The sequence below is a fragment of the Pseudomonas sp. PS01298 genome (assembly GCF_029959745.1).
Lineage (GTDB): Bacteria > Pseudomonadota > Gammaproteobacteria > Pseudomonadales > Pseudomonadaceae > Aquipseudomonas > Aquipseudomonas aylmerensis.
In genome coordinates this window covers 190,223-213,554 of the sequence record NZ_JASCPP010000001.1, presented here as the reverse complement: position 1 = coordinate 213,554, position 23,332 = coordinate 190,223, and the positions used below count along the sequence as shown (strand labels likewise).

The window sequence follows — 23,332 nt, the reverse complement described above, 5'->3', positions numbered from 1 at the left end:
GCGTTTAAGCCGGAATCGCCTTGGCCTTCGGCTCGCGATCCCAAACCCGGTGCTGCGCAATCGCCGCAAAGAAGGCCTTGAACGCTTTCGCATCCGACCCCACGATCAAGCCCGCATCCGCCTCCAGCTTCAGCAGATCCAGCAATGGCTTGGCGTCATTGGCGACCGTGATCGCCTTCAGGTGCTTATACGCCTCCAACAGGAAGTGCAACGCCACACCGTCGCCGCTCAAGGCCTGCACCGACTTGGCACCCCCTGGCACAAATACCGCGTCAAACGCGATGGACGGCATGCCTTCCATCGACGCATCGACCTTCAAGCTCTTGCCATCGGCGGTTGTCACCGGTGCCGAGGTCGGTCCCAGCAACTTGGCGTGGGCACCCTCGGCTTCCAACGCCTTCTTCAACGCGGCAATCGCCACGCCATCCACGCCGTTGGCGGCCAGAATCGCGACTTTGCGCGTCTTGATATCGCCCGACAGCAGGTTCACCTGGCTCAACGCCGGCGACTCCTTCAACGACGACTTGCGTGGCGGCACGGTGCCTTTGGTCGGCGCCGGCAAGCCCAGGTTCTGCGCAACGCGCTTGGCCAGTTCCAGATCGATGTTGGCCAGGATCTCGTTCACCTGACGGGCACGAATAAACTCGCGTTCAACCTTGCCCAATTCGAAGCTGTAGGCCGCAATGATGTGCTCTTTCTCGTGGTGGCTCATGCTGTGGAAAAACAGCGTGGCCTGGGAGAAGTGATCGCCGAACGACTCACTGCGCTCACGCACCTTGTTGGCATCGACGCGCTCGTAATAGGTCTCGAACCCACCATCCTGTGCGGCAGGAGGGGTTTCCTTCGGCCAACCGCCGTCAATGGAGTTGGGCTCGTAGGCCGCGCGCCCCTTGTCGATCACCGTGCGGTGCTGGGCGTCGCGCTGACCGTTGTGGAAAGGCACCACTGGCCGATTGATCGGCAACTCATGAAAGTTCGGGCCACCGAGACGGCTGATCTGCGTATCCGTGTAGGAAAACAGACGACCTTGCAGCAACGGGTCGTTGGTGAAGTCGATACCCGGCACGATATGGCCCGGGCAGAACGCCACCTGCTCGACTTCGGCGAAGAAGTTGTCGGGGTTGCGGTTAAGCACCATCTTGCCCAGCGGCGTAATCGGCACCAGCTCTTCGGGGATGATCTTGGTCGGATCGAGCAGGTCGAAGTCGAACTTGTGCTCGTCCTCTTCGGCGACGATCTGCACGCCCAATTCCCACTCAGGGTAGTCGCCGCTTTCAATCGCTTCCCAGAGGTCGCGACGGTGGTAATCGGTATCTTTACCGGCAAGCTTTTGCGCTTCGTCCCACACCAGGGAGCAGGTGCCGACTTTTGGATGCCAGTGGAATTTCACGAAACTCGACTTACCTTCGGTGTTGATCAACCGGAAGGTGTGAATGCCGAACCCCTGCATTGCGCGCAGGCTTTTTGGAATGGCGCGGTCGGACATTGCCCACAGCACCATATGCGCCGATTCCGGCTGCAGCGAGACGAAGTCCCAGAACGTATCGTGGGCCGAGCCGCCGGTTGGAATTTCATTGTGCGGCTCAGGTTTTACCGCGTGGACGAAGTCGGGAAACTTGATCGCGTCCTGAATGAAAAAGACCGGCATGTTGTTGCCCACCAGGTCGAAGTTGCCTTCGTCGGTGAAGAACTTCACTGCAAAACCGCGCACGTCGCGCACCGTATCGCCGGAACCACGCGGGCCCTGCACGGTGGAAAAGCGCACAAACACCGGGGTTTTATGCTCGGGGTTGCGCAGGAAGCCGGCCTTGCTCAGCGCCGAATGGTTTTCATAGGTCTGGAAATAACCATGCGCGCCAGTACCGCGGGCATGCACGATGCGCTCCGGGATGCGTTCATGGTCAAAGTGCGTGATTTTTTCACGCATGATGAAGTCTTCCAGCAGCGACGGGCCACGGGAGCCGACTTTCAGGGTGTTCTGGTTGTCGGAAATCTTCACGCCTTGGTTGGTACGCAGGGCCTGGCCGGTCGCATCGGAGCGGAATTCCTCCAGGGCCTGCAGCTTGGCGTTGGTGTTGCCACGGTCCAGGGTATCGGTGCCGGCAAGTTCACTCTTCGGCGGGGTGGCTGGCTTCTTGGTACTCATCAGACAAAACTCCTTATTCAAAGTGGCCAGAGCGGTCCCCGGCTCGTTTGAGCAAAACCCCAGGCACGGCACCTGGGAAATCGAGTTGCTTAAGTAGTGACTGACACGGTTTTGTACCGTTCCTTTTTTATGACCTTTGATCGCGTTATTGCCAAATCACTGGTTGAATGCGAAATAAATGCTAAGAAACGCTATACGGACAGGCTAAAATGCGCGCCCGGCTAACCGCTGATCCCTTTTCCATGCGCCCCACAAGGTTCGCTACGTGATCGAGTTTCATAACGTCCATAAAACCTACCGCGTCGCCGGTAAGGAAATCCCCGCCCTGCACCCCACCAGCCTGCGCGTCGAAAACGGCCAGGTGTTTGGCCTGATTGGTCACTCGGGTGCGGGAAAAAGTACTTTGCTGCGTCTGATCAATCGCCTGGAACAGCCCAGCGGCGGTCAGATCAATGTCGACGGTGAAGAAGTCACTGCACTGGACGCCAACGGCCTGCGCCGTTTCCGTCAGCAGGTCGGGATGATTTTCCAGCACTTCAACCTGCTGGCGTCCAAGACCGTTGCCGACAACGTGGCGCTGCCGCTGACCCTGGCCGGCGAATTGTCGCGCAAGGAAATCGACCAGCGCGTGGCCGAACTCCTCGCCCGCGTAGGCCTGTCGGATCACGCCAAGAAGTACCCGGCGCAGTTGTCCGGCGGCCAGAAGCAACGCGTCGGCATTGCCCGCGCCCTGGCGACCAAACCCAAGATCCTGCTGTGCGACGAAGCCACCAGCGCCCTCGACCCGCAAACCACCGCCTCGGTGCTGCAATTGCTGGCCGAGATCAATCGCGAACTGAAGCTGACCATCGTGCTGATCACCCACGAAATGGATGTGATCCGCCGCGTATGCGACCAGGTCGCCGTGATGGACGCCGGCGTGATCGTCGAGCAGGGCTCGGTCGCCGATGTGTTCCTGCACCCCAAGCACCCGACCACCAAGCGTTTCGTGCAGGAGTCCGAGCAGGTCGACGAAGGCGAGCAGCGTGATGACTTCGCTCACGTGCCAGGGCGCATCGTGCGCCTGACCTTCCAGGGCGAAGCGACCTACGCGCCGCTGCTGGGTACCGTCGCCCGCGAAACGGGTGTGGACTACAGCATCCTCGCCGGGCGTATCGACCGCATCAAAGACATCCCCTACGGGCAACTGACCCTCGCCGTCACGGGTGGCGATATGGAAGCCGCGTTTGCGCGCTTCACCGCCGCTGACGTCCACATGGAGGTCCTGCGCTAATGGAAGTCCTGTTGAGTTTCTTCGCCAATATCGACTGGTCCGAAATCTGGCTGGCCACCGGCGACACCATGACCATGCTGTTCGGTTCGCTGTTCTTTACCGTCGTGCTGGGCCTGCCGCTGGGCGTGCTGTTGTTCCTGACCAGCCCGCGCCAACTGTTCGAGCAGAAAGGGCTGTACGCACTGCTGTCGCTGATCGTGAACATTCTGCGTTCGCTGCCGTTCATCATTCTGCTGATCGTGATGATCCCGTTCACCGTGCTGATCACCGGCACATCGCTGGGCGTGGCAGGCGCCATTCCGCCACTGGTGGTGGGCGCCACGCCGTTCTTTGCGCGCCTGGTGGAAACGGCCTTGCGTGAAGTGGACCGCGGCATCATCGAAGCCACTCAGTCCATGGGCGCCAGCACCCGCCAGATCATCACCAACGCCCTGCTGCCTGAAGCCCGCCCGGGCATTTTCGCGGCGATCACGGTGACGGCGATTACACTGGTTTCCTACACGGCGATGGCCGGCGTAGTCGGTGCCGGCGGCCTGGGCGACCTGGCGATCCGCTTCGGTTACCAGCGTTTCCAGACCGATGTGATGGTGGTCACCGTGGTGATGCTGTTGGTGCTGGTGCAAATTCTGCAAACCGTCGGCGACAAGCTGGTGGTGCACTTTTCTCGAAAATAACGGCCATTGCCGGCCAACTGCCGGCAGATGTCCGAACAAGGAGCTTGTTGGATGAAAAAACTACTGGTTGCTTTCGCCGCCGTTGCCGCGTTTTCCGCCCACGCCGCCGAGACCATCACGGTCGCCGCGTCGCCGGTGCCGCACGCGGAAATCCTCGAATTCGTGAAGCCTGCCCTCGCCAAAGAAGGCGTGGACCTGCAGGTCAAAGTCTTCACCGACTACGTGCAGCCCAACGTACAGGTGGCCGAGAAGCGCCTGGACGCCAACTTCTTCCAACACCAGCCGTACCTGGATGAGTTCAACAAGGCCAAGGGCACTCACCTGGTGAGCGTCGGCGCGGTGCACCTGGAGCCCCTGGGCGCCTACTCGAGCAAGTACAAGAAGCTGGAAGACCTGCCAAGTGGCGCCAACGTCGTGATCCCGAACGACGCCACCAATGGTGGCCGCGCGCTGTTGCTGCTGGCCAAGCACAATCTGATCACCCTGAAGGACCCGACCAACATCCTGTCGACCATCAAGGACATCACCGCCAACCCGAAAAACCTGAAATTCCGCGAACTGGAAGCCGCCACCCTGCCGCGCGTGCTGACCCAGGTCGACCTGGCGCTGATCAACACCAACTACGCGCTGGAAGCCAAGCTGGATCCATCCAAGGATGCGCTGGTGATCGAAGGCAATGACTCGCCTTACGTGAACATCCTGGTGACCCGCGAAGACAACAAAGACTCGGACGCCGTGAAGAAGCTGGTTGCAGCCCTGCACACGCCTGAAGTGAAAGCCTTCATCCTCGAGAAGTACAAAGGCGCGATCCTGCCGGCGTTCTGATTCGAAACACCGAAGAGCAAAAAATGTGGGAGCGGGCTTGCTCGCGAAAGTGCAGTGTCAGTCGACTTATCAGTGACTGAACCGATGCTTTCGCGGGCAAGCCCGCTCCCACATTTGTTTTTGGGTTGCCCGCAGATCAGGGTTTCTACAAGGCCGCGGGTAGAAGCGCCGGGCTTATGGACGCTTCAACAATCCCGGCAATTGCGCCACCAGCTTCTGGTTGTTCAACGGTGCGCGGATGAATCCACGCTGTGTACCGTCAGGACCGATCAGCGCAAGGTTGCCGCTGTGGTCGACGGTGTAGTTGGGCTTGCTGGTATCGGCCGGGATAAACGGGATGCTCACGGCATTCGAGACCTTCTGCACATCGTCCACATTCGCGCCGGTCAGGCCTTCGAACTGCGGATCGAAGTAACCCAGGTACTGCTTGAGCTGGGCCGGGGTATCGCGGTTCGGGTCGACGCTGACCAGGATCACTTGCAGCTTATCCACGGCCTCCTTGGGCAGCTCGCTCTTGATCTGGCGCAGCTGGGCGAGGGTGGTAGGGCAGATGTCCGGACAGAAGGTGTAGCCGAAGAACAGCAGGCTCCACTTGCCCTTCAACTCATTGACCACCACCGGCTGGCCGTCCTGGTTGGTCATGCTCACCGGCGGCAGCTGACGGCTCTGCGGCAGCAGGATGATGCCGGCGTCGATCAGCGCGGTCGGGTCGCCCTGGCCTTTGCCCGAGAGCACTTTGTTGACGGTCAGGCCCATGATCAACGCGACGATGGCCACCAGGATAAACACGGTTTTTTGAGTTCGAGTCATAGGTTCAACAGTAAGTAGTGGTCTACGAGCAGGGCGATAAACAGAAGGAACAAGTACGCGATAGAGTACTTGAACGTGTTGATCGCCGCGTGCGGCTGAGCGCCACGGTACAGCACCCAGGCCCATTGCAGAAAGCGTCCGCCCAAAACCAATGCACAGGCCAGGTACAGCAGGCCGCTCATGTGGATGACGTAGGGCATCAGGCTCACCGCCAGCAGGACGAAGGTGTAGAGCAGGATATGCACCTTGGTGTAGTGCTCGCCGTGGGTGACCGGCAGCATCGGAATATCGGCCTTGGCATATTCCTCCTTGCGGTGGATGGCCAGGGCCCAGAAATGCGGCGGGGTCCAGGCGAAGATGATCAACACCAGCAGGAGGGGTTCGGCGCTGATATGGCCGGTGACGGCGACCCAACCCAGCAACGGCGGCGCGGCCCCCGCCAAACCGCCGATGACGATATTCTGCGGCGTCGCGCGCTTGAGAAAACCGGTGTAGATCACCGCATAGCCGAGCAGGGAAGCCAGCGTCAGCCAGGCGGCCAGCGGGTTGGTGAACGCCAGCAGCAAGGCCAGGCCCGCAACCGCCAGAAACCCTGCAAAAGCCAGCGCCGCCAACGGCGATACCCGCCCTTCGGCCATCGGCCGTTTGTGCGTGCGCGCCATCACCGCATCAATGCGCCGATCCACTACATGGTTGACCGCCGCCGCGCCGCCGGCACACAGGGCAATACCCAGGTTGCCGAAAATCAGCACCGCCCACGGCACGCCGGCGCGAGTGGCGAGAAACATCCCCACCAGCGAGGTGATGAGCATCAACACCACCACTTTCGGCTTGGTCAGCTCCAGGTAGTCACGCCAGATCGCCTGGCCGTGACGCGCGCCAATCAAGGTCGCCATGGCATCTCTCCTTTAAGGGTGATCAGGCCTGACACCTGTTTGCGCGGGATAAACCGCCAGCCGAACGGCAGCTGGTTGCGCACCCGTACCAGGCTGGTACGCGCGTGGTAATTGACCAGCACCAGGGTCAGCAGCAACGCCGCGCCCCCGGCGTTATGGCCGACGGCTACCGGCAGCGGCAGATGGAAATACACATTGCTCAGGCCCAGGCCGATCTGCGCCGCCAGGGCAATCAACAACAGGCCCGCGAGCCGCGTCATGCCCACCGCGCGCAGCTGCCAGGCCAGCCCCAGCAACACCAGGGTGACCAACACCGCGCCGATGCGATGGGTGAGATGGATCGCGGTTCGCGCATCGCTGTCGAGCTGGCCGCCGAGATAATTGGGGCCGATGTGCTGGGTCAGGTGGAAACCATTGGCGAAGTCCGCCGCCGGCCACCACTGGCCGTGGCAGGTAGGCAAATCGATACAGGCCACCGCCGCATAGTTGGAACTGACCCAGCCGCCCAGGGCGATCTGGCCGATCACCAGCACCAGGCCAGCCGTCGCCCAATATTGCAGGCGCTTGGGCACGATCAACGCGGGCAGCACTCCAGACAGGCGCAGGGTCAGCAGGAACAACAGGCTCAAGGTCGCGAAACCGCCCAGCAAATGGCCCGTGACCACTTGGGGCCACAGCTTCAACGTCACCGTCCACATGCCAAAGGCCGCCTGCGCGAACACCACCGCCAAAACAAACAACGGCAGCTTCACCGGCTGGCCCGGATCACGTCGATGACTCCACGAACGCGCCGCCAGCAGCACGATCAGCAGGCCCAAGGTACCGGCGAAGTAGCGATGGGTCATCTCGGCCCAGCCCTTGTCCGCCTCCACCGGCGTGTCCGGGAAATGCAGCTCGGCATGCGCCAACTGGGCCTCGGTCTTGGGCACGCTGATAAAGCCGTAGCAACCCGGCCAGTCCGGGCAACCGAGACCGGCATGGGTCAGGCGCGTATACGCGCCGAGCAGCACCACAATCAGCGCCAGCAGGGTGGCAAACAACGCGAGGCGAAATCCAGGCTTGGCCATGACGATGCCCTTATCCGATATTCGACAGTTTCAGCAGATGGCGCAGGTCGTTGAGCAAGTCCTTGCCCTTGACCTTGGCGTCGTAGCGCAACACCAGGTTGCCGTGCGGGTCGACGATCCACAGTTGCGCATCGCCCGGCGCGGCGGCGTCCTTGGTGAAGGCCGACAGGTCCAGCGAGTAGCGCTGCAGTTGTGGATATTCAGCCTTGAGCTTGGCCTCGTAGTCGGTGCTCACCGGCTGCGCGCTGGCCAAGGCGTGGCTGGCGCGCGATGCATCCCGGCCGAGGCTGATTTGCAGCTGGCGCGCCAGGTACACCAGTTGCTGGCAATCGGCGGCGCAGGCCGTGGGCGCCGTGACCAGCAGTTGCCAGCGCTCTTCATCCGCCTGCACGCCGATATCGGCGCGGGTCTGGCCGTTGCCGATCAGTTCGCCGTGGTAACTGCGGTTGTCCGGCACCCAGAACTGCAGCTTGTACATGAAGGTAGCCAGCGCCATCGGACCGATCACCATCATCAGGATCAGGATCAGCTGCCAGCGGCCTTTACGCCGATTGAGCGGTTCAGACATGTTGAGTGGATTCATGGCCGCTCCCATGGTGCTTCTCCTTTGTGTTGTGCCATCCGAGGTAGAGGTAAAGGGCCAGCAGCGCCAATGCCATGGCGAACCACTGCACCGCGTAGGCCAGGTGCTTTTCCGGGCCCATGGCTACGATGGGCCAGGTGATTTCGTACGTACCAGGGCCAGCTTCGGCGCGCAGCTCGTAGGCAAAACCGCTACGCCCAAGCTCGGCCCACAGCGCGCCGGGGTGCAGGGCGGTCAGCAAGCGCGGCCATTGCGCGCTCGTCGGGTCGGCGTGCAATTGGAAGGTTTCACCCGGTGCGACGTACACCCAGGCGTCGAGATTCACCGGCTGTTGAGGTGTGGTGAACACCGGCGGGGTGCGCCGGTCGGGCCAGGGCAGCCAGCCACGATTGAGCAATAACCACAGGCCGCTGGCCTGGTCGTGGAAGGGTTGCAGCAGCTCTACGCCGGCCTTGCCATCGCGCATGCGGTTGTCTAGCAACACGCTGTGTTCGGCGTCGAATTGCCCGCGCAGACGGACCCGGCGAAAAGCCGGATCAGCCATCTCGCTCAGTTGTGTGCTGCTGACGGGATCGGCCACCCGCCGCTCGGCATAACTGTCCACCAGCAGCTGTTTTTCATGCCCGCGAGACAGCTGCCAGAACCCCAGGCCCACCATCAACGGCAGCAACACCAGCACCACCAATGTCGGTGCGAGCCCTGGGCGAAAGCGTTTCATGGCGCTGGCTATACTTGTTTTCATTGCCCGCCCATCCCATTGGAGCCAGACCATGCTCAAAGCCGTCATTGCCCTGATGCTGATCGCGACTGTCGTGAGCCTGTTCAGTGGCTTGTTCTTTCTGGTCAAGGACGAGGGCAACTCCAACCGCCTCGTCACTGCCTTGACTGTGCGTGTGGTGCTGGCCGCGATCACCGTGGGGCTGATCGCCTGGGGCTTTTTCAGCGGCCAGCTGGTATCGCATGCACCGTGGTAAGGCGCGCTAGAGCACGTAGACGAAGAAAAACAGCCCGATCCACACCACATCCACAAAGTGCCAGTACCAACTGGCGGCCTCGAAACCAAACTGGTGCTCGGCATTGAAATGCCCGCGCAAGATGCGCATCAGCATCACAAACAGAATGATTGTGCCGATGGTCACGTGGGCACCGTGAAAGCCGGTGAGCATGAAGAACGTCGCGCCGTACACACCCGAACCGAGTGTCAGGCCGAGCTCTTTGTAGGCATGCATGTACTCCTCGGCCTGGAAGCCCAGGAACGCCCAGCCCAGCAGCACCGTGAGCGCCAGCCAGATTTTCAGCGCGCCGCGATGGCCTTTGCGCAAGGCATGGTGGGCCAGGGTGATGGTCACGCTGGAGCTGACCAGCAAGATCGTGTTGACCAGCGGCAGGCCCCACGGGCTGATGGTGCCTTCCGGTGCGGGGTACATTTTCGGGTCAGGGTTGTTGAGCAGCGGCCAGGTGAACTCGAAGTTCGGCCACAGCATGTGCGCGATGCCCTTGTGCCCTTCGCCGCCCAACCAGGGACCGGACATGTGCCGCACGTAAAACAGCGCACCGAAGAACGCGACAAAGAACATCACCTCGGAAAAGATGAACCAGGTCATGCCCCATCGAAACGAGCGGTCCATCTGCGGGCTGTACAAACCGGCGCGGCTTTCCTTGATCACCGCGCCGAACCAGCCGAACAACATGTAGGCCAGCAGCAGGCCACCGACGAAAAAGATCCACGGGCCGTGGGATTCCGGGCGCGCCGCCTTCAGGTCGTTGAACCACACAGCCAGGCCGTACACCGTGATGAGCATGCCCAGGGTAGCAATTATTGGCCATTTGCTTTGCGCTGGTACGTAGTACGTATCATGAGTCGACATGTATTCGCTCTCCTGATTGAGCGGGCAAACAGTAGCTAGCCGCCGCTATGGACAGCCACCGGCGGTTGGCGCGCAGTGATATCAAACAGCGTGTACGCCAGGGTCAAATGCTTCACATCCTTGGGCATGTCGCGGTCGACAATGAAACGCACCGGCATTTCGATGCGCTGGCCTGGCTGCAGCACTTGCTGGGTGAAGCAAAAGCATTCGGTCTTGTGGAAGTACATCGCCGCTTCGGCCGGGGAAATGCTCGGTACGGCCTGGGCGGTCATGGCTTTGTCGGTAGGGTTGTAGGCCACGAACAGCATTTCGGTGACGGCACCCGGATTGACCACCACCTCATCGGCCTTGGAATGAAATTCCCAGACCATGTCGATGGCATTGGTCGACAGGAACTGCACCCGCACCTGCCGCGTGGCGTCGACGACCTGCTCGCCCTCGTACTGCCCGGCGGTCTTGCCGTTGATACCGAACGCCTTGCACATCACGTCGTAGATCGGCACCAGCGCAAAGCCGAAGCCGAACATCGCCACCACCAGGATCAGCAGGCGGGTGACCAGGCGCTTGGTGGGGATCGACTCAAGCATGACGATCACCCGCTCTTGGCTTTTCTGTAGGAGCTGACTTGCCTGCGATAGCGATGTACCAGTCGCCCAATCCATCAACTGTCAGGCCCTCATCGCAGGCAAGCCAGCTCCCACAGGAGACCCTGGCAGCCTGCGCCAAGCTGTTCACTTGACCTCCGGCGGAGTAGTAAAGGTGTGGTAGGGCGCTGGCGAGGGGATGCTCCACTCCAGGCCTTCCGCGCCATCCCAGGGCTTGGCCGGCGCGGGCGGGCCGCCACGGATGCACTTGATCACGATGAACAGGAAGAAGATCTGCGTGGCGCCAAACATGAAGGCGCCGATCGAGGAGACCATGTTGAAGTCGGCGAACTGCAGGTTGTAGTCCGGCACACGGCGCGGCATGCCAGCCAGCCCGACGAAGTGCATCGGGAAAAACGCCATGTTCATGCCGATGAAGGACAGCCAAAAGTGCAGCTTGCCGAGGGTTTCGTCGTACATGTGGCCGGTCCATTTCGGCAGCCAGTAGTAGGCCGAGGCGAAGATGCCGAAGATCGCACCGGGCACCAGCACGTAATGGAAGTGCGCCACCACGAAATAGGTGTCGTGGTATTGGAAGTCCGCCGGGGCAATCGCCAGCATCAGCCCGGAAAAGCCGCCGATGGTGAACAGGATCACGAAGGCCACGGCAAACAGCATCGGTGTCTCGAAGGTCAGCGAGCCTTGCCACATGGTGCTGACCCAGTTGAATACCTTCACCCCCGTCGGCACCGCAATCAGCAGCGTGGCGTACATGAAGAACAACTCGCCCACCAGCGGAATGCCGACCACGAACATGTGGTGCGCCCACACGATGAACGACAGGAACGCGATGCTCGCCGTGGCGTACACCATCGACGTATAGCCGAACAGCGGCTTGCGCGAGAACGTCGGGATGATCGAACTGACGGCACCAAAGGCCGGCAGGATCATGATGTACACCTCGGGGTGGCCGAAGAACCAGAACACATGCTGGAACAGCACGGGGTCGCCACCGCCGGCAGCACTGAAGAAGCTGGTGCCGAAGTGGATGTCCATCAGCATCATGGTCACGCAACCGGCCAGCACCGGCATCACCGCGATCAGCAGGAAGGCAGTGATCAGCCACGTCCAGACGAACAACGGCATCTTCATCAGGGTCATGCCGGGGGCGCGCAGGTTGAGGATGGTGGCGACCACGTTGATCGCGCCCATGATCGAACTGATACCCATCAAGTGAATCGCGAAGATGAAGAAGGTCACGCTTTCCGGCGCGTAGGTGGTGGAGAGGGGCGCGTAAAAGGTCCAGCCGAAGTTCGGCCCGCCACCCGGAGTGAACAGGGTCGACACGAGCAACAGGAACGCCGCCGGCAACAGCCAGAAACTGAAGTTGTTCATGCGCGGCAAGGCCATGTCCGGCGCGCCGATCATCAGCGGAATCATCCAGTTGGCCAGGCCGACGAACGCTGGCATCACCGCGCCGAACACCATGATCAGGCCGTGCATGGTGGTCATCTGGTTGAAGAACGCCGGCTCGACAATCTGCAGGCCGGGCTGGAACAACTCGGCGCGGATCACCATGGCGAACGAACCGCCGAGCAGGAACATGGTGAAGGCGAACCACAGGTACATCGTGCCGATGTCCTTGTGGTTGGTCGTCAGCACCCAGCGCATCAAACCCTTGGCGGGGCCGTGGGCATGGTCACTGGCGTGGCCATGGTCGTCGATCACAGTGCTCATGGCCGTTCTCCTGCAAGCGAGTGGGCGGGGCGGTTCGGGGCATACGCAATGAAGGAGGTCATTTGCTTTCCGCCTGCTTAATGGCCAGCACGTCTTTAGGCGTGACCATATCGCCTTTGTTGTTGCCCCAGGCATTGCGCTCATAGGTCACCACCGCGGCGATATCCACTTCCGAGAGCTGCTTGCCGAACGCCGCCATGGCGGTGCCGGGCTTGCCGAAGTAAACGCGGTGCAGGTGATCTTCCTTGGGCCCGGTGGCAATCGGCGAGCCCTTGAGCGCCGGGAACATCGGTGGCAGGCCCTGGCCTTCGGCCTGGTGACAGGCCACGCAAGTGGTGTGATAGACCTTGTCGCCGCGCGCCACCAGCTCTTCCAGCGTCCATTCCTTGGAGGTCAGTTCCTTGAGCTTGGCCGCCTCTTCCTTGCGTTCGCCGAGCCAGGTGTCGTAGTCCGCCTTGGACTTGACCTCGACCACGATGGGCATGAAGCCGTGATCCTTGCCGCACAACTCGGCGCACTGGCCGCGGTAGATGCCGGGCTTCTCGATACGGGTCCAGGCCTCGTTGACAAAACCGGGGATGGCGTCACGCTTGACCGCAAAGGCCGGCACCCACCAGGAGTGGATCACGTCGGCGGCGGTCACCAGGAAACGCACCTTGGCGCCCACCGGCAGCACCAGTGGCTGGTCGACCTCCAACAGGTAATGCTCGCCCTTGACCGCCTGGTTATGGATCTGCTCGGCGGGCGTGGCCAGGTTGCTGAAGAACTCCACGTCCTGGCCCAGGTATTTGTAATGCCACTTCCACTGATAGCCGGTGACCTGGATATCGATGTCCGATTCACTGCTGTCGTAGATATTGATCAGGGTCTTGGTCGCCGGGATGGCCATCGCGATCAGAATCAGCAAGGGCACCACGGTCCAGAGAATTTCCACGGTGGTGCTCTCGTGGAATTTGGCCGCGACCTGGCCCGTGGACCGGCGGTGAACGATCATCGACCAGAACATCGCGCCAAACACAACAATGCCGATCACCACACAGATCCAGAAAATGGTCATGTGCAGGTCAAACACAGCGTGACTGACTTCAGTCGCCCCTGGCGCCATATTCGTTGTCCAGGCGGCGTGCGCCTGGCCGAATACCGACCACAACAGGAGGCCCATCCAAACGTGTGGATGTCGCATCATTGCGGGTTCCCCTTATCGTTCTTGTTATCCCGCCGGTTTGCACCTGCGTCGAAGGGAGCGGCTTCCATACTGCCTACAACCGCTTAGCCTTGCCTGCTCATGCAGTCTGGCGTCATCAGCTAATCGCGTACAAATCCGAGTATAGACAGGCTCTGCAACCCCGCAATGTGTAGGGGCAAATGAGCAAAAATGACTGGTCGAAGCCAATAAAACCGGGGGCGGAATCGTTTATCCGACGAACGATGGCAATTCGATATAACGCACGCGCATAACCATGAAATAATTATGACAAATGCGTCTTAGGCGCTCGTATAAACGAGCTACCTTATCCTCTCCCTTTTCCTACGCCTGTTTCACTGGAGCTTTCATGAACACCGCCGCATTGCGCGAGCAGATTTCCCGTGCCCATCAACACGAAGCCAGCACTGGCCAGCTTGCCCAGCAACTGGAAAAACAATTGCCGCACCTGCATTCGGCCATTTCCCTGGCTGACGGTGATCGCAAGATTGTCATGACCCGCTTTGTCACCGCCTACATTGAGCTCGTCCCGGACCTGCTGGAAGCTGCCAACGACGTGGCCCGCGAAGCCGGTATCGAAAGCCAGATCAAGCCGGTGCTGAAAATCGCCGAGCATTTCTTCCTGCAACCGCCGGCGATCCTGGCCGGTCACGAAGGCCTGGACGGCTTGCTCGACGAGGCCTATCTGGCCCATCGCCTGGTGGAAGAAGTCAACGATCTGTATATCAAGCATTTCGGCCAGCCGTTGATTCCGGCCGACACCACCGTAGCCAACCTGATTGCCCACCAGCTGATCGGCGAAGAATTCGCCAACCAGCTGGATGAGGCCGTGCACCTGGCGGTAGATGAAATGCTCAACGAGGAGAGCTTTGCGCTGGAGTCAGTCGAGGCCTATCGCGAAACCTTCAAGAGCCCCAACACAGAAGCTGCGTGGAAGCGCTGGCCGTGCCTGTCGCGCCAGTTGGGGGTTGAGTTGGCGCTGGAACAGCCGGCGTAACGCTTTAGCCTGACGCAGAACAAATGTGGGAGCGGGCTTGCTTGCGAATGCGGCGTGCCAGTCACTGAATATTTGACTGATCCGCCGCCTTCGCGAGCAAGCCCGCTGCCACTTTTTTGATCCGGTTTCGTCAGCCAGCAGAAGGTGCCGAACCGATTCCCACCGTCGTACGCACCCGGCCTTCCAGCCTGCGCTTCAACCCACGTGCCTCGATCACCAGCGTCGAGCCCTTGGCGGCATTCGCCCGGCCCCATTCTTCCAGCAGCTCCAGACAGGAATGGTCGATGTAACTCAAGTTACTCAGCGGCACATGCACCGTGGTTCCCGCAGGTACCGTCGACAGCACCTGGGTCAGCATCGGCACTTTCAGGAAGGTCGCCGCACCGGTCAGGCGCAACTCCATTTCACCTGCCTGAGGCAGGTCGACCAGGCTGACTTTCAAGCGCGACGCCTTCAAGGCCAGCTTCACCAGTGTCAGCCCGAAACCCACCAGTACGCCGGTCAGCAGGTCGGTAAAGATGATCGCCAGCGCCGTCGCCGCATAGGTGAACATCGGCATCCGCCCATAGCGTCCCAACGCCCGGAACGCCTTGACGTCGACCAGCTTGATGCCGGTGTACACCAGCACACCCGCGAGGCTCGCCACCGGAATGCTTTGCAGCACACTCGAGAGCAACAGCACGAACGCAAGCAGCCACAGCCCGTGGAACATCGCCGACAAGCGCGTGGTGGCGCCCGCCTGTACGTTGGCCGAACTGCGCACGATCACACCGGTCATCGGCAGGGCGCCGACCAGGCCACAGAGCATATTGCCTACACCCTGAGCGGACAATTCCTTGTCAAAATCAGAACGCTGCCCACTGTGCATGCGGTCGACCGCCGCCGCAGACAGCAAGGTTTCGGCGCTGGCGATAAACGCCACGGCGAACGCAGCGATCAACAGTTGTGGATCGGCCAGGTTCAGCAGGTCGCTGGGACGCAGCCAGTCGATGGCATCGGCGAGGTTTTCCGGGACCTCCACGCGCTTGACCTGTAACGCCAGCAACAAGCTGGCACCCGTTGCCAGGCCTACGCCCAACAGGGCGCCTGGTACAAAGCGCAGGGTTTGCGGGCGGAACTTGTCCCACAGGTACATCACCAGCATCGTCGAAAGCCCCAGCAAACCGGCCTGCCAACCCAGGCCGCCGCCAACAGTCGGAATGGCCTCGACCAGCGTCGCCGGGAAGCCGGCCAGGTTATCCAGCCCCGATGGCTTGGGGGCACCATCGAGCATCACATGCACCTGCGACAGCACAATCAGTACCCCGATCCCCGCCAGCATCCCGTACACCACCGCCGGCGCCGTGACACGAAACCAGCAGCCCAGGCGCAGCCGCCCAGCCACTAATTGCAGGAAGCCGGCCAGTAACAGGATCGGCCCGAGCATCAGCATGCCGTGCTGGCGCACCAGTTCGAACACCAATACCGCCAGGCCCGCCGCCGGACCGCTGACCTGCAGCGGCGAACCTGCCAGCCAACCCACCACCAGGCCACCGATGATCCCGGTGATCAGGCCCTTGGCCGGCGGCATGCCCGAAGCAATCGCAATGCCCATGCACAACGGCAGGGCGACCAGAAACACAACCACGGACGCAAGCAGCTCCCGTGGCAGTACAGCTTTCAATTGAGCAGCACGCATGATGACTCTCCCGAGGCATTCGCCGGGCGCGGCAAAGCCTGGCTGCGTCCATGGCAGCCACCGCTTTACCCGGCAGGGAAGTGTGTTAGAAGCGCGCTTTAGGCGTCGCGGAAGGAATCGGGCCTTCGCCGCCCAACGGTCGGAACGTCGATTGATCCGCGTCGTAAGCCCGGATTTCGCTGGTCTCGATGTTGTAGATCCAACCGTGGATGAACAGGTGACCATTAGCCATGCGCGATGCCACAGAAGGGTGGGTGCGCAAATGCTGCAACTGGGCGATGACGTTTTCTTCGGTCAGCACCTTCATGCTCTCGCCTTCATTGGCGCAGTCGCAATTGTCGTGGACCATGGTCTTGGCGACCTCGGCATGCCGCAGCCAGGCCTTGACCGTGGGCATCTTCTCGAGGCTCTCAGGGTTGAGTACCGCGCGCATGGCGCCGCAATCGGAGTGCCCGCACACAATGATGTGCTGCACGCCCAGGGCGAGCACGGCGTACTCGATGGCGGTGGAAACACCCCCGTTCATCTGACCATAGGGCGGCACTACGTTGCCGACGTTACGCGTCACGAACAGGTCACCAGGCGAGCTCTGGGTAATCAGCTCCGGCACGATGCGCGAGTCGGCGCAAGTAATGAACATCGCCCGTGGGCTCTGGGCCGTGGCGAGTTTCTTGAAGAGTTCTTCCTGCTGGGGGAAGACGTCGTGATGGAAATGCAAAAAGCCGTCGACGATGTGCTTTAGCGCTGCATCGGCGGATTCCGCCACCTGAGGGGCAGAAGCCGACGCAGCCAACGGCTGTTTATCCTTGTCACTCATGATTCATCCTCTTGATTAATGCAGGGGGAGCTTGCAGGCAAGTTCGACGCCGGGCCATTGGAATAGTTGTAAACATCCAAAAACCCGGCTTGCGACTCATCAGTCACTCGCTGAACAAGGTAACCGCCGAAACTTAACTCAAACTGAATGAACCGCTCTAGACCGCGGGTTTCAGTGATGTCAAAACGCGACTATTCCTACCAGGAAGCAGGATGCGCCTCTACAGTTTACAACAATGCCATCTGCCTGCCCGGTGGGCAAAACGCGGTGCAATCCAGATTAAACCCTTCCCGTCGGTTAAGCCCCAGGCGCTTGATCGCCTTGCTGAAACGCTGGGCGAGCAAATCGGCAAACGGCCCCTCGCCGCGCATGCGTACGCCGAAACGGCTGTCATACACTTCGCCGCCGCGCACCTGGCGCACCAGGCTCATCACATGGGCCGCGCGCTGCGGGTAATGCGCCGCCAGCCACTCCTCAAATAACGGCGCCACCTCCAGCGGCAGGCGCAACATCATGTAGGCCGCGCTCTGGGCCCCCGCGGCGTGGGCTTCGGTGAGCAGGCTTTCCAACTCGCTGTCGTTGATCATCGGGATCATCGGCGAACACAGCACGCCGACCGGGATTCCCGCCTCGCGCATCACCCGAATCGCTCGCAACCGCGCCTTGGGCGCCGCCGTACGCGGCTCCAGGATGCGCTTGAGCTCGTCGTCCAGGCTGGTGAGGCTGATCATCACGGCAACCAGGCGCTGCCGGGCCAGCTCGGTGAGCAGGTCGAGATCCCGCAGGATCAACGAACCCTTGGTGATGATGGTCACCGGGTGCCGATAACGCAGCAACACTTCGAGGGTTTGCCGGGTGATCCTGTACTCGCGCTCGATGGGCTGGTACGGGTCGGTATTGGAGCCCAGGTTGATCGGCGCACACACGTAGCCCGGCTTCGACAGCTGCTGTTCCAGCACGTCGGCGGCATTGGTCTTGGCGATCAGTCTGGTTTCGAAATCCAGCCCTGGCGACATATCCCAGTAAGCATGGCTGGGCCGCGCATAGCAGTAGATACAACCATGCTCGCAGCCCCGATATGGGTTGATGGAGCGATCGAACGGCAGGTCCGGCGAGTTGTTGCGGGTGATGATGCTCTTGGCCGTTTCGATGCGCACTTCAGTGCCCTGGGTCGGCGGCACTTCCTGGAACCAGCCGTCGTCCTCGACCACGCTGACGGTCGGCGCAAAGCGGTTGTGCAGGTTGGTGGCCGTGCCCCGACCCCGGGGCGGCAGCGGAGTAGACATGAAAGCGCCTCGATACTGTTTTTATATACAGTATCGAGGCGCGAGGTTCCTGACCAGTGCCGTTTGGCGGTCAGGGCAGGATCAGTGCTTTTGCGTCACTTGGCCCAGGTCATCGCCCGAGGTCGTGCGCATATCACTCTTGCGCAAGTCCGCCACGTCGCTGGCCTTGACCGGCGCGCCCTTGTTGCCCCAGCTGCCGCGAACGAAACTGACCACATCCGCCACTTCCTGGTCCGACAGACGCCAGGCGAAGGCCGGCATGGTGAAGGTCGACGGTGCCGTGTGCGTCGCCGGCAAGGTGCCGCCGTTCAGCACGATGTTGATCAAGGACGTGGCATCCGCCGTCTGCACCACCGGGTTGCCCGCCAGCGCCGGGAACACCCGCGTGTAGCCATGGCCGTCGGTCCGGTGGCAGGCCGCGCAGTTGTCGATATACACCGACGCGCCCGGCTTGCTGTCATCACCCTTCCACAATGCTTCGGCCACCTGCTTGTCGTACGCATGCGGCTGATCCTTGGGGTCCACCGCCGGCAAGCTCTTGAGGTAGCGAGCGATAGCGGTCAGGTCGTCTTGCGACATGTATTGCATGCTGTGCACGACCACGTCGCTCATGCCGCCAAACACCGCGCTGCGATCACTGCGACCGGTCTTGAGAAATTGCACCAGTTGCTCCTCGCTCCAACTGCCGAGGCCGTCCTTGTGGTCGCCGCGCAGGCTCTTGGCGATCCAGCCTTCCAGCGGCGCGCTGCCGGACAGGAATGCATTGCCGTCAGTCGCACTCAGGGCTTTTTCCTGCATGGTCAGCGCCCGTGGCGTATGGCACGCGCCGCAGTGGCCGAGGCCTTCAACCAAGTAGGCACCGCGGCTAATCACCGGGTCGGCACCCGCCGCTGCCTGGTAGTCCGCCACCTCGGGGGCGAACATCCAGCGCCACGCCGCCAACGGCCAGCGCATGCTCAGGGGCCACGGAATATCGCTGTCCTTGTTCTCCTGCGCGACCGGCTCGACGCCCTTCATGAAGTACGCATACAACGCCTGCATATCGCTTTCGCTGACGCGCGCATAGGACGGATATGGCATTGCAGGGTAAAGCGTACTACCGCTCTTGGCGACGCCATGGCGCACGGCCTTGTCGAAGTCCTCAAAGCTGTAGTCACCCAGGCCGGTCTTGTCCGGGGTGATGTTGGTGGAATAGATCACCCCGATCGGGGTTTCCATCGGCAGGCCACCAGCGAATGGCTTGCCGCCTTTGGCGGTATGGCAGGCCACGCAGTCACCGGCGCGGGCCAGGTATTCACCCTGCTTGACCAGGTCGGTTTCAGCGGCGCTGATCGAACAACTGCTGAACAGCGCCAGGGAGGCGATAACGAGTGCTTTCATGGTCATCGCTCCTTATGCCTGAACCAGTGGGCCGGGGTTTTTCAGGTACTGCTCGCGGATCGCCCGCGCCGACCAATAGGTCAGGGCAGCGACCAGGCCGGTAGGGTTGTAGCCCAACCCTTGTGGGAAGGCGGACGCGCCTGGGACAAACACGTTGTGTACATCCCAGGACTGCAGGTAGCGGTTCAACGCACTGGTCTTCGGATCGGTGCCCATGATCGCGCCACCATTGAGGTGGGTGGTCTGGTAAGAGGCAGTGTTGAAGTGCTCACCGACCTTTTTGCCGAGCACGGCAATCGCCTTGGGGTTCATTGCCTGAGCGACCTTGCCCATCTTTTCCATCATGAAGCGGTTCATCTTGATGTCGTTTTCCTGCCAGTCGAACGTCATCCGCAGCAATGGCAAGCCGTAGGCATCGCGGTACACCGGGTCCAGATCCAGGTAGTTGCCCCGGTAGGATTGATGCGCCCCGTGGGAGTCCATCGACACCTGGTGGGTGTAGTAATCGGCGGTAGCGCGTTTCCAGGCACTGCCCCAGGCCGGGGTGCCCGGCGGGTTGGACGTACCGGCAATCGGCCGGCTGCCAGCCTGGTTGACCCACATCGGCGAGCCGCCCACAAAGCCGTGGGGCCCGTGGTCGAAGTTATCGGCGTTGAAGTCATCGATGGCCACGCCATTGCCGCCCGCGCCGATGAAGTTGTTGGTGTGGGTGTCCTTGTCGAAGAACGCCTTGATCGTGCCCATGTTCTGGTAGGCAAAGTTCCTGCCCACCACGCCCTCGTTGGTAATCGGGTCGTAAGGCTTGCCGATACCCGAAAGCAACATGAGGCGCACATTGTTGAACTGGAAGGAGCCGATGATCACCAGGTCCGCCGGTTGCTCGCATTCGCGACCCTGGCCGTCGATGTAGGTCACGCCAGTGGCCTTGCTCTTGGTGCTGTCGAGATTGACCTTGAGCACGTGGGAATTGGGCCGCAGCTCAAAGTTCGGCACCTGGCGCAGCGCCGGCAGGATGTTCACGTTCGGCGAGGCCTTGGAATACATGTAGCAGACATAGCCGCTGCAGAAACCGCAGAAGTTGCACGGGCCCATCTGCGCGCCGTAGGGGTTGGTGTACGGCCCCGAGGTATTGGCCGACGGCAGGTTGTAGGGTTTGTAGCCGACTTCGGCCGCCGCTTTCTGAAACAGCTGTGCGGAGACGGTGTTTTTCTGCGCTTCCAACGGGAACGGGTTGGAGCGATCCGGCGCATACGGGTTGCCGCCACGGCCTTCACCTACGAGCTGACCTTTCACGGTCCAGGCCTGGCCAGAGGTGCCGAAGACTTTCTCCGCATAATCGAAAAACGGCTCCAGCTCTTCGTAACTGACGCCGAAGTCCTGGATGGTCATGTCCCTGGGAATGAAGTTCTTGCCGTAGCGCTCTTCATAGTGACTGCGCATGCGCAACTCGATCGGGTCGACGCGAAAGTGCACCCCCGACCAGTGCAGGCCCGCGCCGCCCACGCCGTTGCCGGGCAAGAACGCGCCCAATTGGCGGTTGGGCAGGGCGACATCATTCACGCTATGGCGAATGGTCACGGTCTCCTTGGAGATGTCCTGGAAGAGTTTTTTACGCACGCTGTAGGTCAATTCGTCGATGACCTGCGGATAGTTGCCGTCCGGGTAAGTGTCCTGCATCGGGCCGCGCTCCAGCGCTACCACGTTGAGGCCGGCTTCCGTCAGCTCCTTGGCCATGATCGCGCCGGTCCAGCCGAAACCCACGATCACTGCATCCACTTTCTTCATGATGGTCGCCACGTTTATGCCCTCTCGCCGCGGATGGAAACAGCCGGGAAGGGGTATTGCTCGTTGCGTTCCACCCAATCCATGAAATCGGCGCGGGCGCCGGGGAAGCCGATCATGGTCCAGCCGACCATGCCTTTGTTGCCGCCGTGAATCGGGTCGCAGAAGAACCCTTCCTTGGTGTTTTGCAGCAGCAAATTGAAAAACATCTTCGCCGGCACTGTGTCGAAATGCGCGCTGACTTCACTGCCACCGGCTTCCAGGCGCCGCAACATATCGTCCTGGGTAGCGCTGTCTTGCGCAGCAAAAGCCTTACCGTTGAACGCCTTCGACCAGGCATCCGTGGCAGCAATGCCCAGGCGATAAATCTCCTTGGGCACCAACTTGCTCTGCCAGCCCATCTCGGGCGCGGCATCGGCATTGAATGGACCTTGCATGAACCACAGTGCGCCGCTGGCGTAGGGCGTGTTCATCTGGCGGTCGATGTACTCCGGCGCGCCGGCTTCCAGCGCACCGGGGCCTTGGGCGTCGGCAGGGATCAGGCGGGCGACGGCGGCGTTGAGAAACGCCCACTCTTCGGCGCTGAAATAGCTCGGTTCATAGGCCTTGTCGCTGGACGCAGGCTTGGCCGGCGCAGCCTGGGCAGGCTCGGGCGTGGCCATCAGCATCGAACCGCCAAGGCCGGTACTGGCAACCGTGACCACCGGGATCAAGGTCAAGGATTTGCGCAGAAAGTCACGCCGGGGGTTGTCTTGATCTTGATCAGACATGGGTGCACCTCATCATGTGGTCACGGGTTTTATCAGCCGCTTCTGGGAGCAGCGTGAAGGCTTGCCAGGAAATGGGATCCAAAGGGATAGAACATATTGGCAATCAATAGTTACAAATGATAGCAGGCTAAGGATTTGAAGAATCGATTCAGCGAGAAAAACAGCCGATCCGGCGCTTCAATCACGATTCTTTGACGAGCCCCTCACGCGCCGTTGACCGCCGACAAACGACGCTAGGGCTCATCAATCAACGCCCTGCTCGGTCACTCACCCATGTTCAAGATTCGATTGCTGCCAGCGCTCGGCCTGGCCTGTATGGCGCTGCTCGCCATCGTCCAAGCCCAAGCCGACGAGACCACGTCGCTGCGCTCCCCGGAGTGGGCCCAACCCGTGGGCAATCAATTCAACCTGCACCAGATGACGCCCACGCTCTATCGCAGCGCACTGCCGGACAGCAATGCGCTGCCGGTCTTGAAAAACCTGAAGATCGGTACGGTGATCAACTTTCTGCCGGAATCCGATTCGGCCTGGCTGAAGAACGCTGATATCAAGCAGGTGCAACTGACCTACCGCACCAACCATGTCGATGACGCCGACGTTCTCACTGCACTGAGGGCCATTCAGGCTGCCGAGGCCAACGGCCCGGTGCTGATGCATTGCAAGCATGGCTCAGACCGCACCGGCCTGATGGCGGCGATGTATCGCGTGGTGATCCAGGGATGGAGCAAGGAAGACGCGCTGAACGAGATGACCTTAGGGGGGTTCGGCGGCAGCAGTGGCTTCAAGGACGGTGTTCGCTACATGATCCAGGCGGATGTCGACAAGTTGCGCACGGCCTTGGCGAATGGTGACTGCAGCACCAGTGCGTTTGCACTGTGCTCGATGAAGGATTGGATTTCGACAACGAACAAGACTGAAGAGCAACTGTAGGAGCCTGCCTGCGAAGCAAGTACGC

At 61.1% G+C, this 23,332-nt stretch carries 22 protein-coding genes; 6 read left to right on the top strand and 16 right to left on the bottom strand.

Annotated elements, in window-relative coordinates; all coding sequences use genetic code 11:
* Positions 1-4: 4 nt before the first annotated feature.
* Positions 5-2,167: a catalase HPII gene (katE, locus tag QMX97_RS00970; protein ID WP_264319393.1), complete on the bottom strand. Its 2,163-nt coding sequence runs from the start codon at positions 2,165-2,167 to the stop codon at positions 5-7.
* Between the two features lie 244 nt (positions 2,168-2,411).
* On the opposite strand from katE, the gene QMX97_RS00965 reads away from it, so the two are divergent.
* The 3 genes from QMX97_RS00965 to QMX97_RS00955 are packed head-to-tail and all read left to right on the top strand — an operon-like array spanning position 2,412 to position 4,918.
* A complete protein-coding gene (locus QMX97_RS00965) occupies positions 2,412-3,419 on the top strand; it encodes a methionine ABC transporter ATP-binding protein (RefSeq protein ID WP_106805536.1) in 1,008 nt (335 codons plus the stop codon).
* Entirely contained in the window at positions 3,419-4,093 is a 675-nt protein-coding gene (locus QMX97_RS00960; RefSeq protein ID WP_065902799.1) for a methionine ABC transporter permease, read from the top strand. Before QMX97_RS00965 ends, QMX97_RS00960 begins: the two co-directional genes overlap by 1 nt.
* Before the next feature lie 51 nt (positions 4,094-4,144).
* On the top strand, positions 4,145-4,918 hold the full coding sequence (locus tag QMX97_RS00955; RefSeq protein WP_065902797.1) for a MetQ/NlpA family ABC transporter substrate-binding protein: 774 nt from the start codon (positions 4,145-4,147) through the stop codon (positions 4,916-4,918).
* A gap of 174 nt (positions 4,919-5,092) precedes the next feature.
* On the opposite strand, the gene QMX97_RS00950 is transcribed toward QMX97_RS00955, so the two are convergent.
* From QMX97_RS00950 to QMX97_RS00930, 5 genes are read right to left on the bottom strand one after another with little or no spacing between them, the layout of a single operon-like run.
* Complete coding sequence (locus tag QMX97_RS00950; RefSeq protein WP_065902795.1) at positions 5,093-5,728, bottom strand: SCO family protein; 636 nt, start codon at positions 5,726-5,728, stop codon at positions 5,093-5,095.
* Positions 5,725-6,624 (bottom strand): heme o synthase, encoded by a 900-nt coding sequence (cyoE, locus tag QMX97_RS00945; protein ID WP_106805537.1) that lies wholly within the window; start codon positions 6,622-6,624, stop codon positions 5,725-5,727. Before cyoE ends, QMX97_RS00950 begins: the two co-directional genes overlap by 4 nt.
* Positions 6,612-7,691: a COX15/CtaA family protein gene (locus QMX97_RS00940; protein ID WP_065902791.1), complete on the bottom strand. Its 1,080-nt coding sequence runs from the start codon at positions 7,689-7,691 to the stop codon at positions 6,612-6,614. The genes cyoE and QMX97_RS00940 overlap by 13 nt, the downstream gene beginning before the upstream one ends.
* Before the next feature lie 10 nt (positions 7,692-7,701).
* A complete protein-coding gene (locus QMX97_RS00935; RefSeq protein ID WP_282395619.1) occupies positions 7,702-8,286 on the bottom strand; it encodes a hypothetical protein in 585 nt (194 codons plus the stop codon).
* The gene (locus tag QMX97_RS00930; RefSeq protein WP_282395618.1) at positions 8,252-9,016 is read right to left on the bottom strand and encodes an SURF1 family protein; all 765 of its coding nucleotides are present in this window, start codon (positions 9,014-9,016) and stop codon (positions 8,252-8,254) included. Before QMX97_RS00930 ends, QMX97_RS00935 begins: the two co-directional genes overlap by 35 nt.
* A gap of 28 nt (positions 9,017-9,044) precedes the next feature.
* Here QMX97_RS00930 and QMX97_RS00925 point away from each other — a divergent pair, with 28 nt between their 5' ends.
* Positions 9,045-9,248: a twin transmembrane helix small protein gene (locus QMX97_RS00925; protein ID WP_065902787.1), complete on the top strand. Its 204-nt coding sequence runs from the start codon at positions 9,045-9,047 to the stop codon at positions 9,246-9,248.
* 6 nt (positions 9,249-9,254) lie between these two features.
* On the opposite strand, the gene QMX97_RS00920 is transcribed toward QMX97_RS00925, so the two are convergent.
* From QMX97_RS00920 to coxB, 4 genes are all read right to left on the bottom strand, one after another.
* A complete protein-coding gene (locus QMX97_RS00920; RefSeq protein ID WP_065902785.1) occupies positions 9,255-10,142 on the bottom strand; it encodes a cytochrome c oxidase subunit 3 in 888 nt (295 codons plus the stop codon).
* Positions 10,143-10,177: 35 nt separating this feature from the next.
* The gene (locus QMX97_RS00915; protein ID WP_120447327.1) at positions 10,178-10,729 is read right to left on the bottom strand and encodes a cytochrome c oxidase assembly protein; all 552 of its coding nucleotides are present in this window, start codon (positions 10,727-10,729) and stop codon (positions 10,178-10,180) included.
* A 144-nt stretch (positions 10,730-10,873) separates the two neighbouring features.
* On the bottom strand, positions 10,874-12,463 hold the full coding sequence (ctaD, locus tag QMX97_RS00910; protein ID WP_065902781.1) for a cytochrome c oxidase subunit I: 1,590 nt from the start codon (positions 12,461-12,463) through the stop codon (positions 10,874-10,876).
* 58 nt (positions 12,464-12,521) lie between these two features.
* Entirely contained in the window at positions 12,522-13,649 is a 1,128-nt protein-coding gene (coxB, locus tag QMX97_RS00905; RefSeq protein WP_106805541.1) for a cytochrome c oxidase subunit II, read from the bottom strand.
* 367 nt (positions 13,650-14,016) lie between these two features.
* Between coxB and QMX97_RS00900 the strand changes: the two genes are divergently transcribed.
* Positions 14,017-14,664 carry a hypothetical protein gene (locus QMX97_RS00900; RefSeq protein ID WP_282395617.1) on the top strand — a complete coding sequence of 216 codons (648 nt, stop codon included), beginning with the start codon at positions 14,017-14,019 and terminating at the stop codon, positions 14,662-14,664.
* 130 nt (positions 14,665-14,794) lie between these two features.
* On the opposite strand, the gene QMX97_RS00895 is transcribed toward QMX97_RS00900, so the two are convergent.
* The 6 genes from QMX97_RS00895 to QMX97_RS00870 form a co-directional block, all read right to left on the bottom strand.
* Positions 14,795-16,342 carry a SulP family inorganic anion transporter gene (locus QMX97_RS00895; RefSeq protein WP_282395616.1) on the bottom strand — a complete coding sequence of 516 codons (1,548 nt, stop codon included), beginning with the start codon at positions 16,340-16,342 and terminating at the stop codon, positions 14,795-14,797.
* Between the two features lie 85 nt (positions 16,343-16,427).
* On the bottom strand, positions 16,428-17,159 hold the full coding sequence (locus QMX97_RS00890; RefSeq protein WP_065902773.1) for a carbonic anhydrase: 732 nt from the start codon (positions 17,157-17,159) through the stop codon (positions 16,428-16,430).
* 227 nt (positions 17,160-17,386) lie between these two features.
* A complete protein-coding gene (locus QMX97_RS00885) occupies positions 17,387-18,445 on the bottom strand; it encodes a PA0069 family radical SAM protein (RefSeq protein ID WP_065902771.1) in 1,059 nt (352 codons plus the stop codon).
* 81 nt (positions 18,446-18,526) lie between these two features.
* Positions 18,527-19,825: a cytochrome c gene (locus tag QMX97_RS00880; RefSeq protein ID WP_201146253.1), complete on the bottom strand. Its 1,299-nt coding sequence runs from the start codon at positions 19,823-19,825 to the stop codon at positions 18,527-18,529.
* A gap of 12 nt (positions 19,826-19,837) precedes the next feature.
* Positions 19,838-21,622: a GMC family oxidoreductase gene (locus QMX97_RS00875; RefSeq protein ID WP_282395612.1), complete on the bottom strand. Its 1,785-nt coding sequence runs from the start codon at positions 21,620-21,622 to the stop codon at positions 19,838-19,840.
* Positions 21,623-21,624: 2 nt separating this feature from the next.
* Positions 21,625-22,377, bottom strand: a complete 753-nt coding sequence (locus QMX97_RS00870; RefSeq protein WP_282395611.1) for a gluconate 2-dehydrogenase subunit 3 family protein — start codon at positions 22,375-22,377, stop codon at positions 21,625-21,627.
* 273 nt (positions 22,378-22,650) lie between these two features.
* On the opposite strand from QMX97_RS00870, the gene QMX97_RS00865 reads away from it, so the two are divergent.
* Positions 22,651-23,307, top strand: a complete 657-nt coding sequence (locus QMX97_RS00865; RefSeq protein ID WP_282395610.1) for a dual specificity protein phosphatase family protein — start codon at positions 22,651-22,653, stop codon at positions 23,305-23,307.
* Positions 23,308-23,332: the final 25 nt, after the last annotated feature.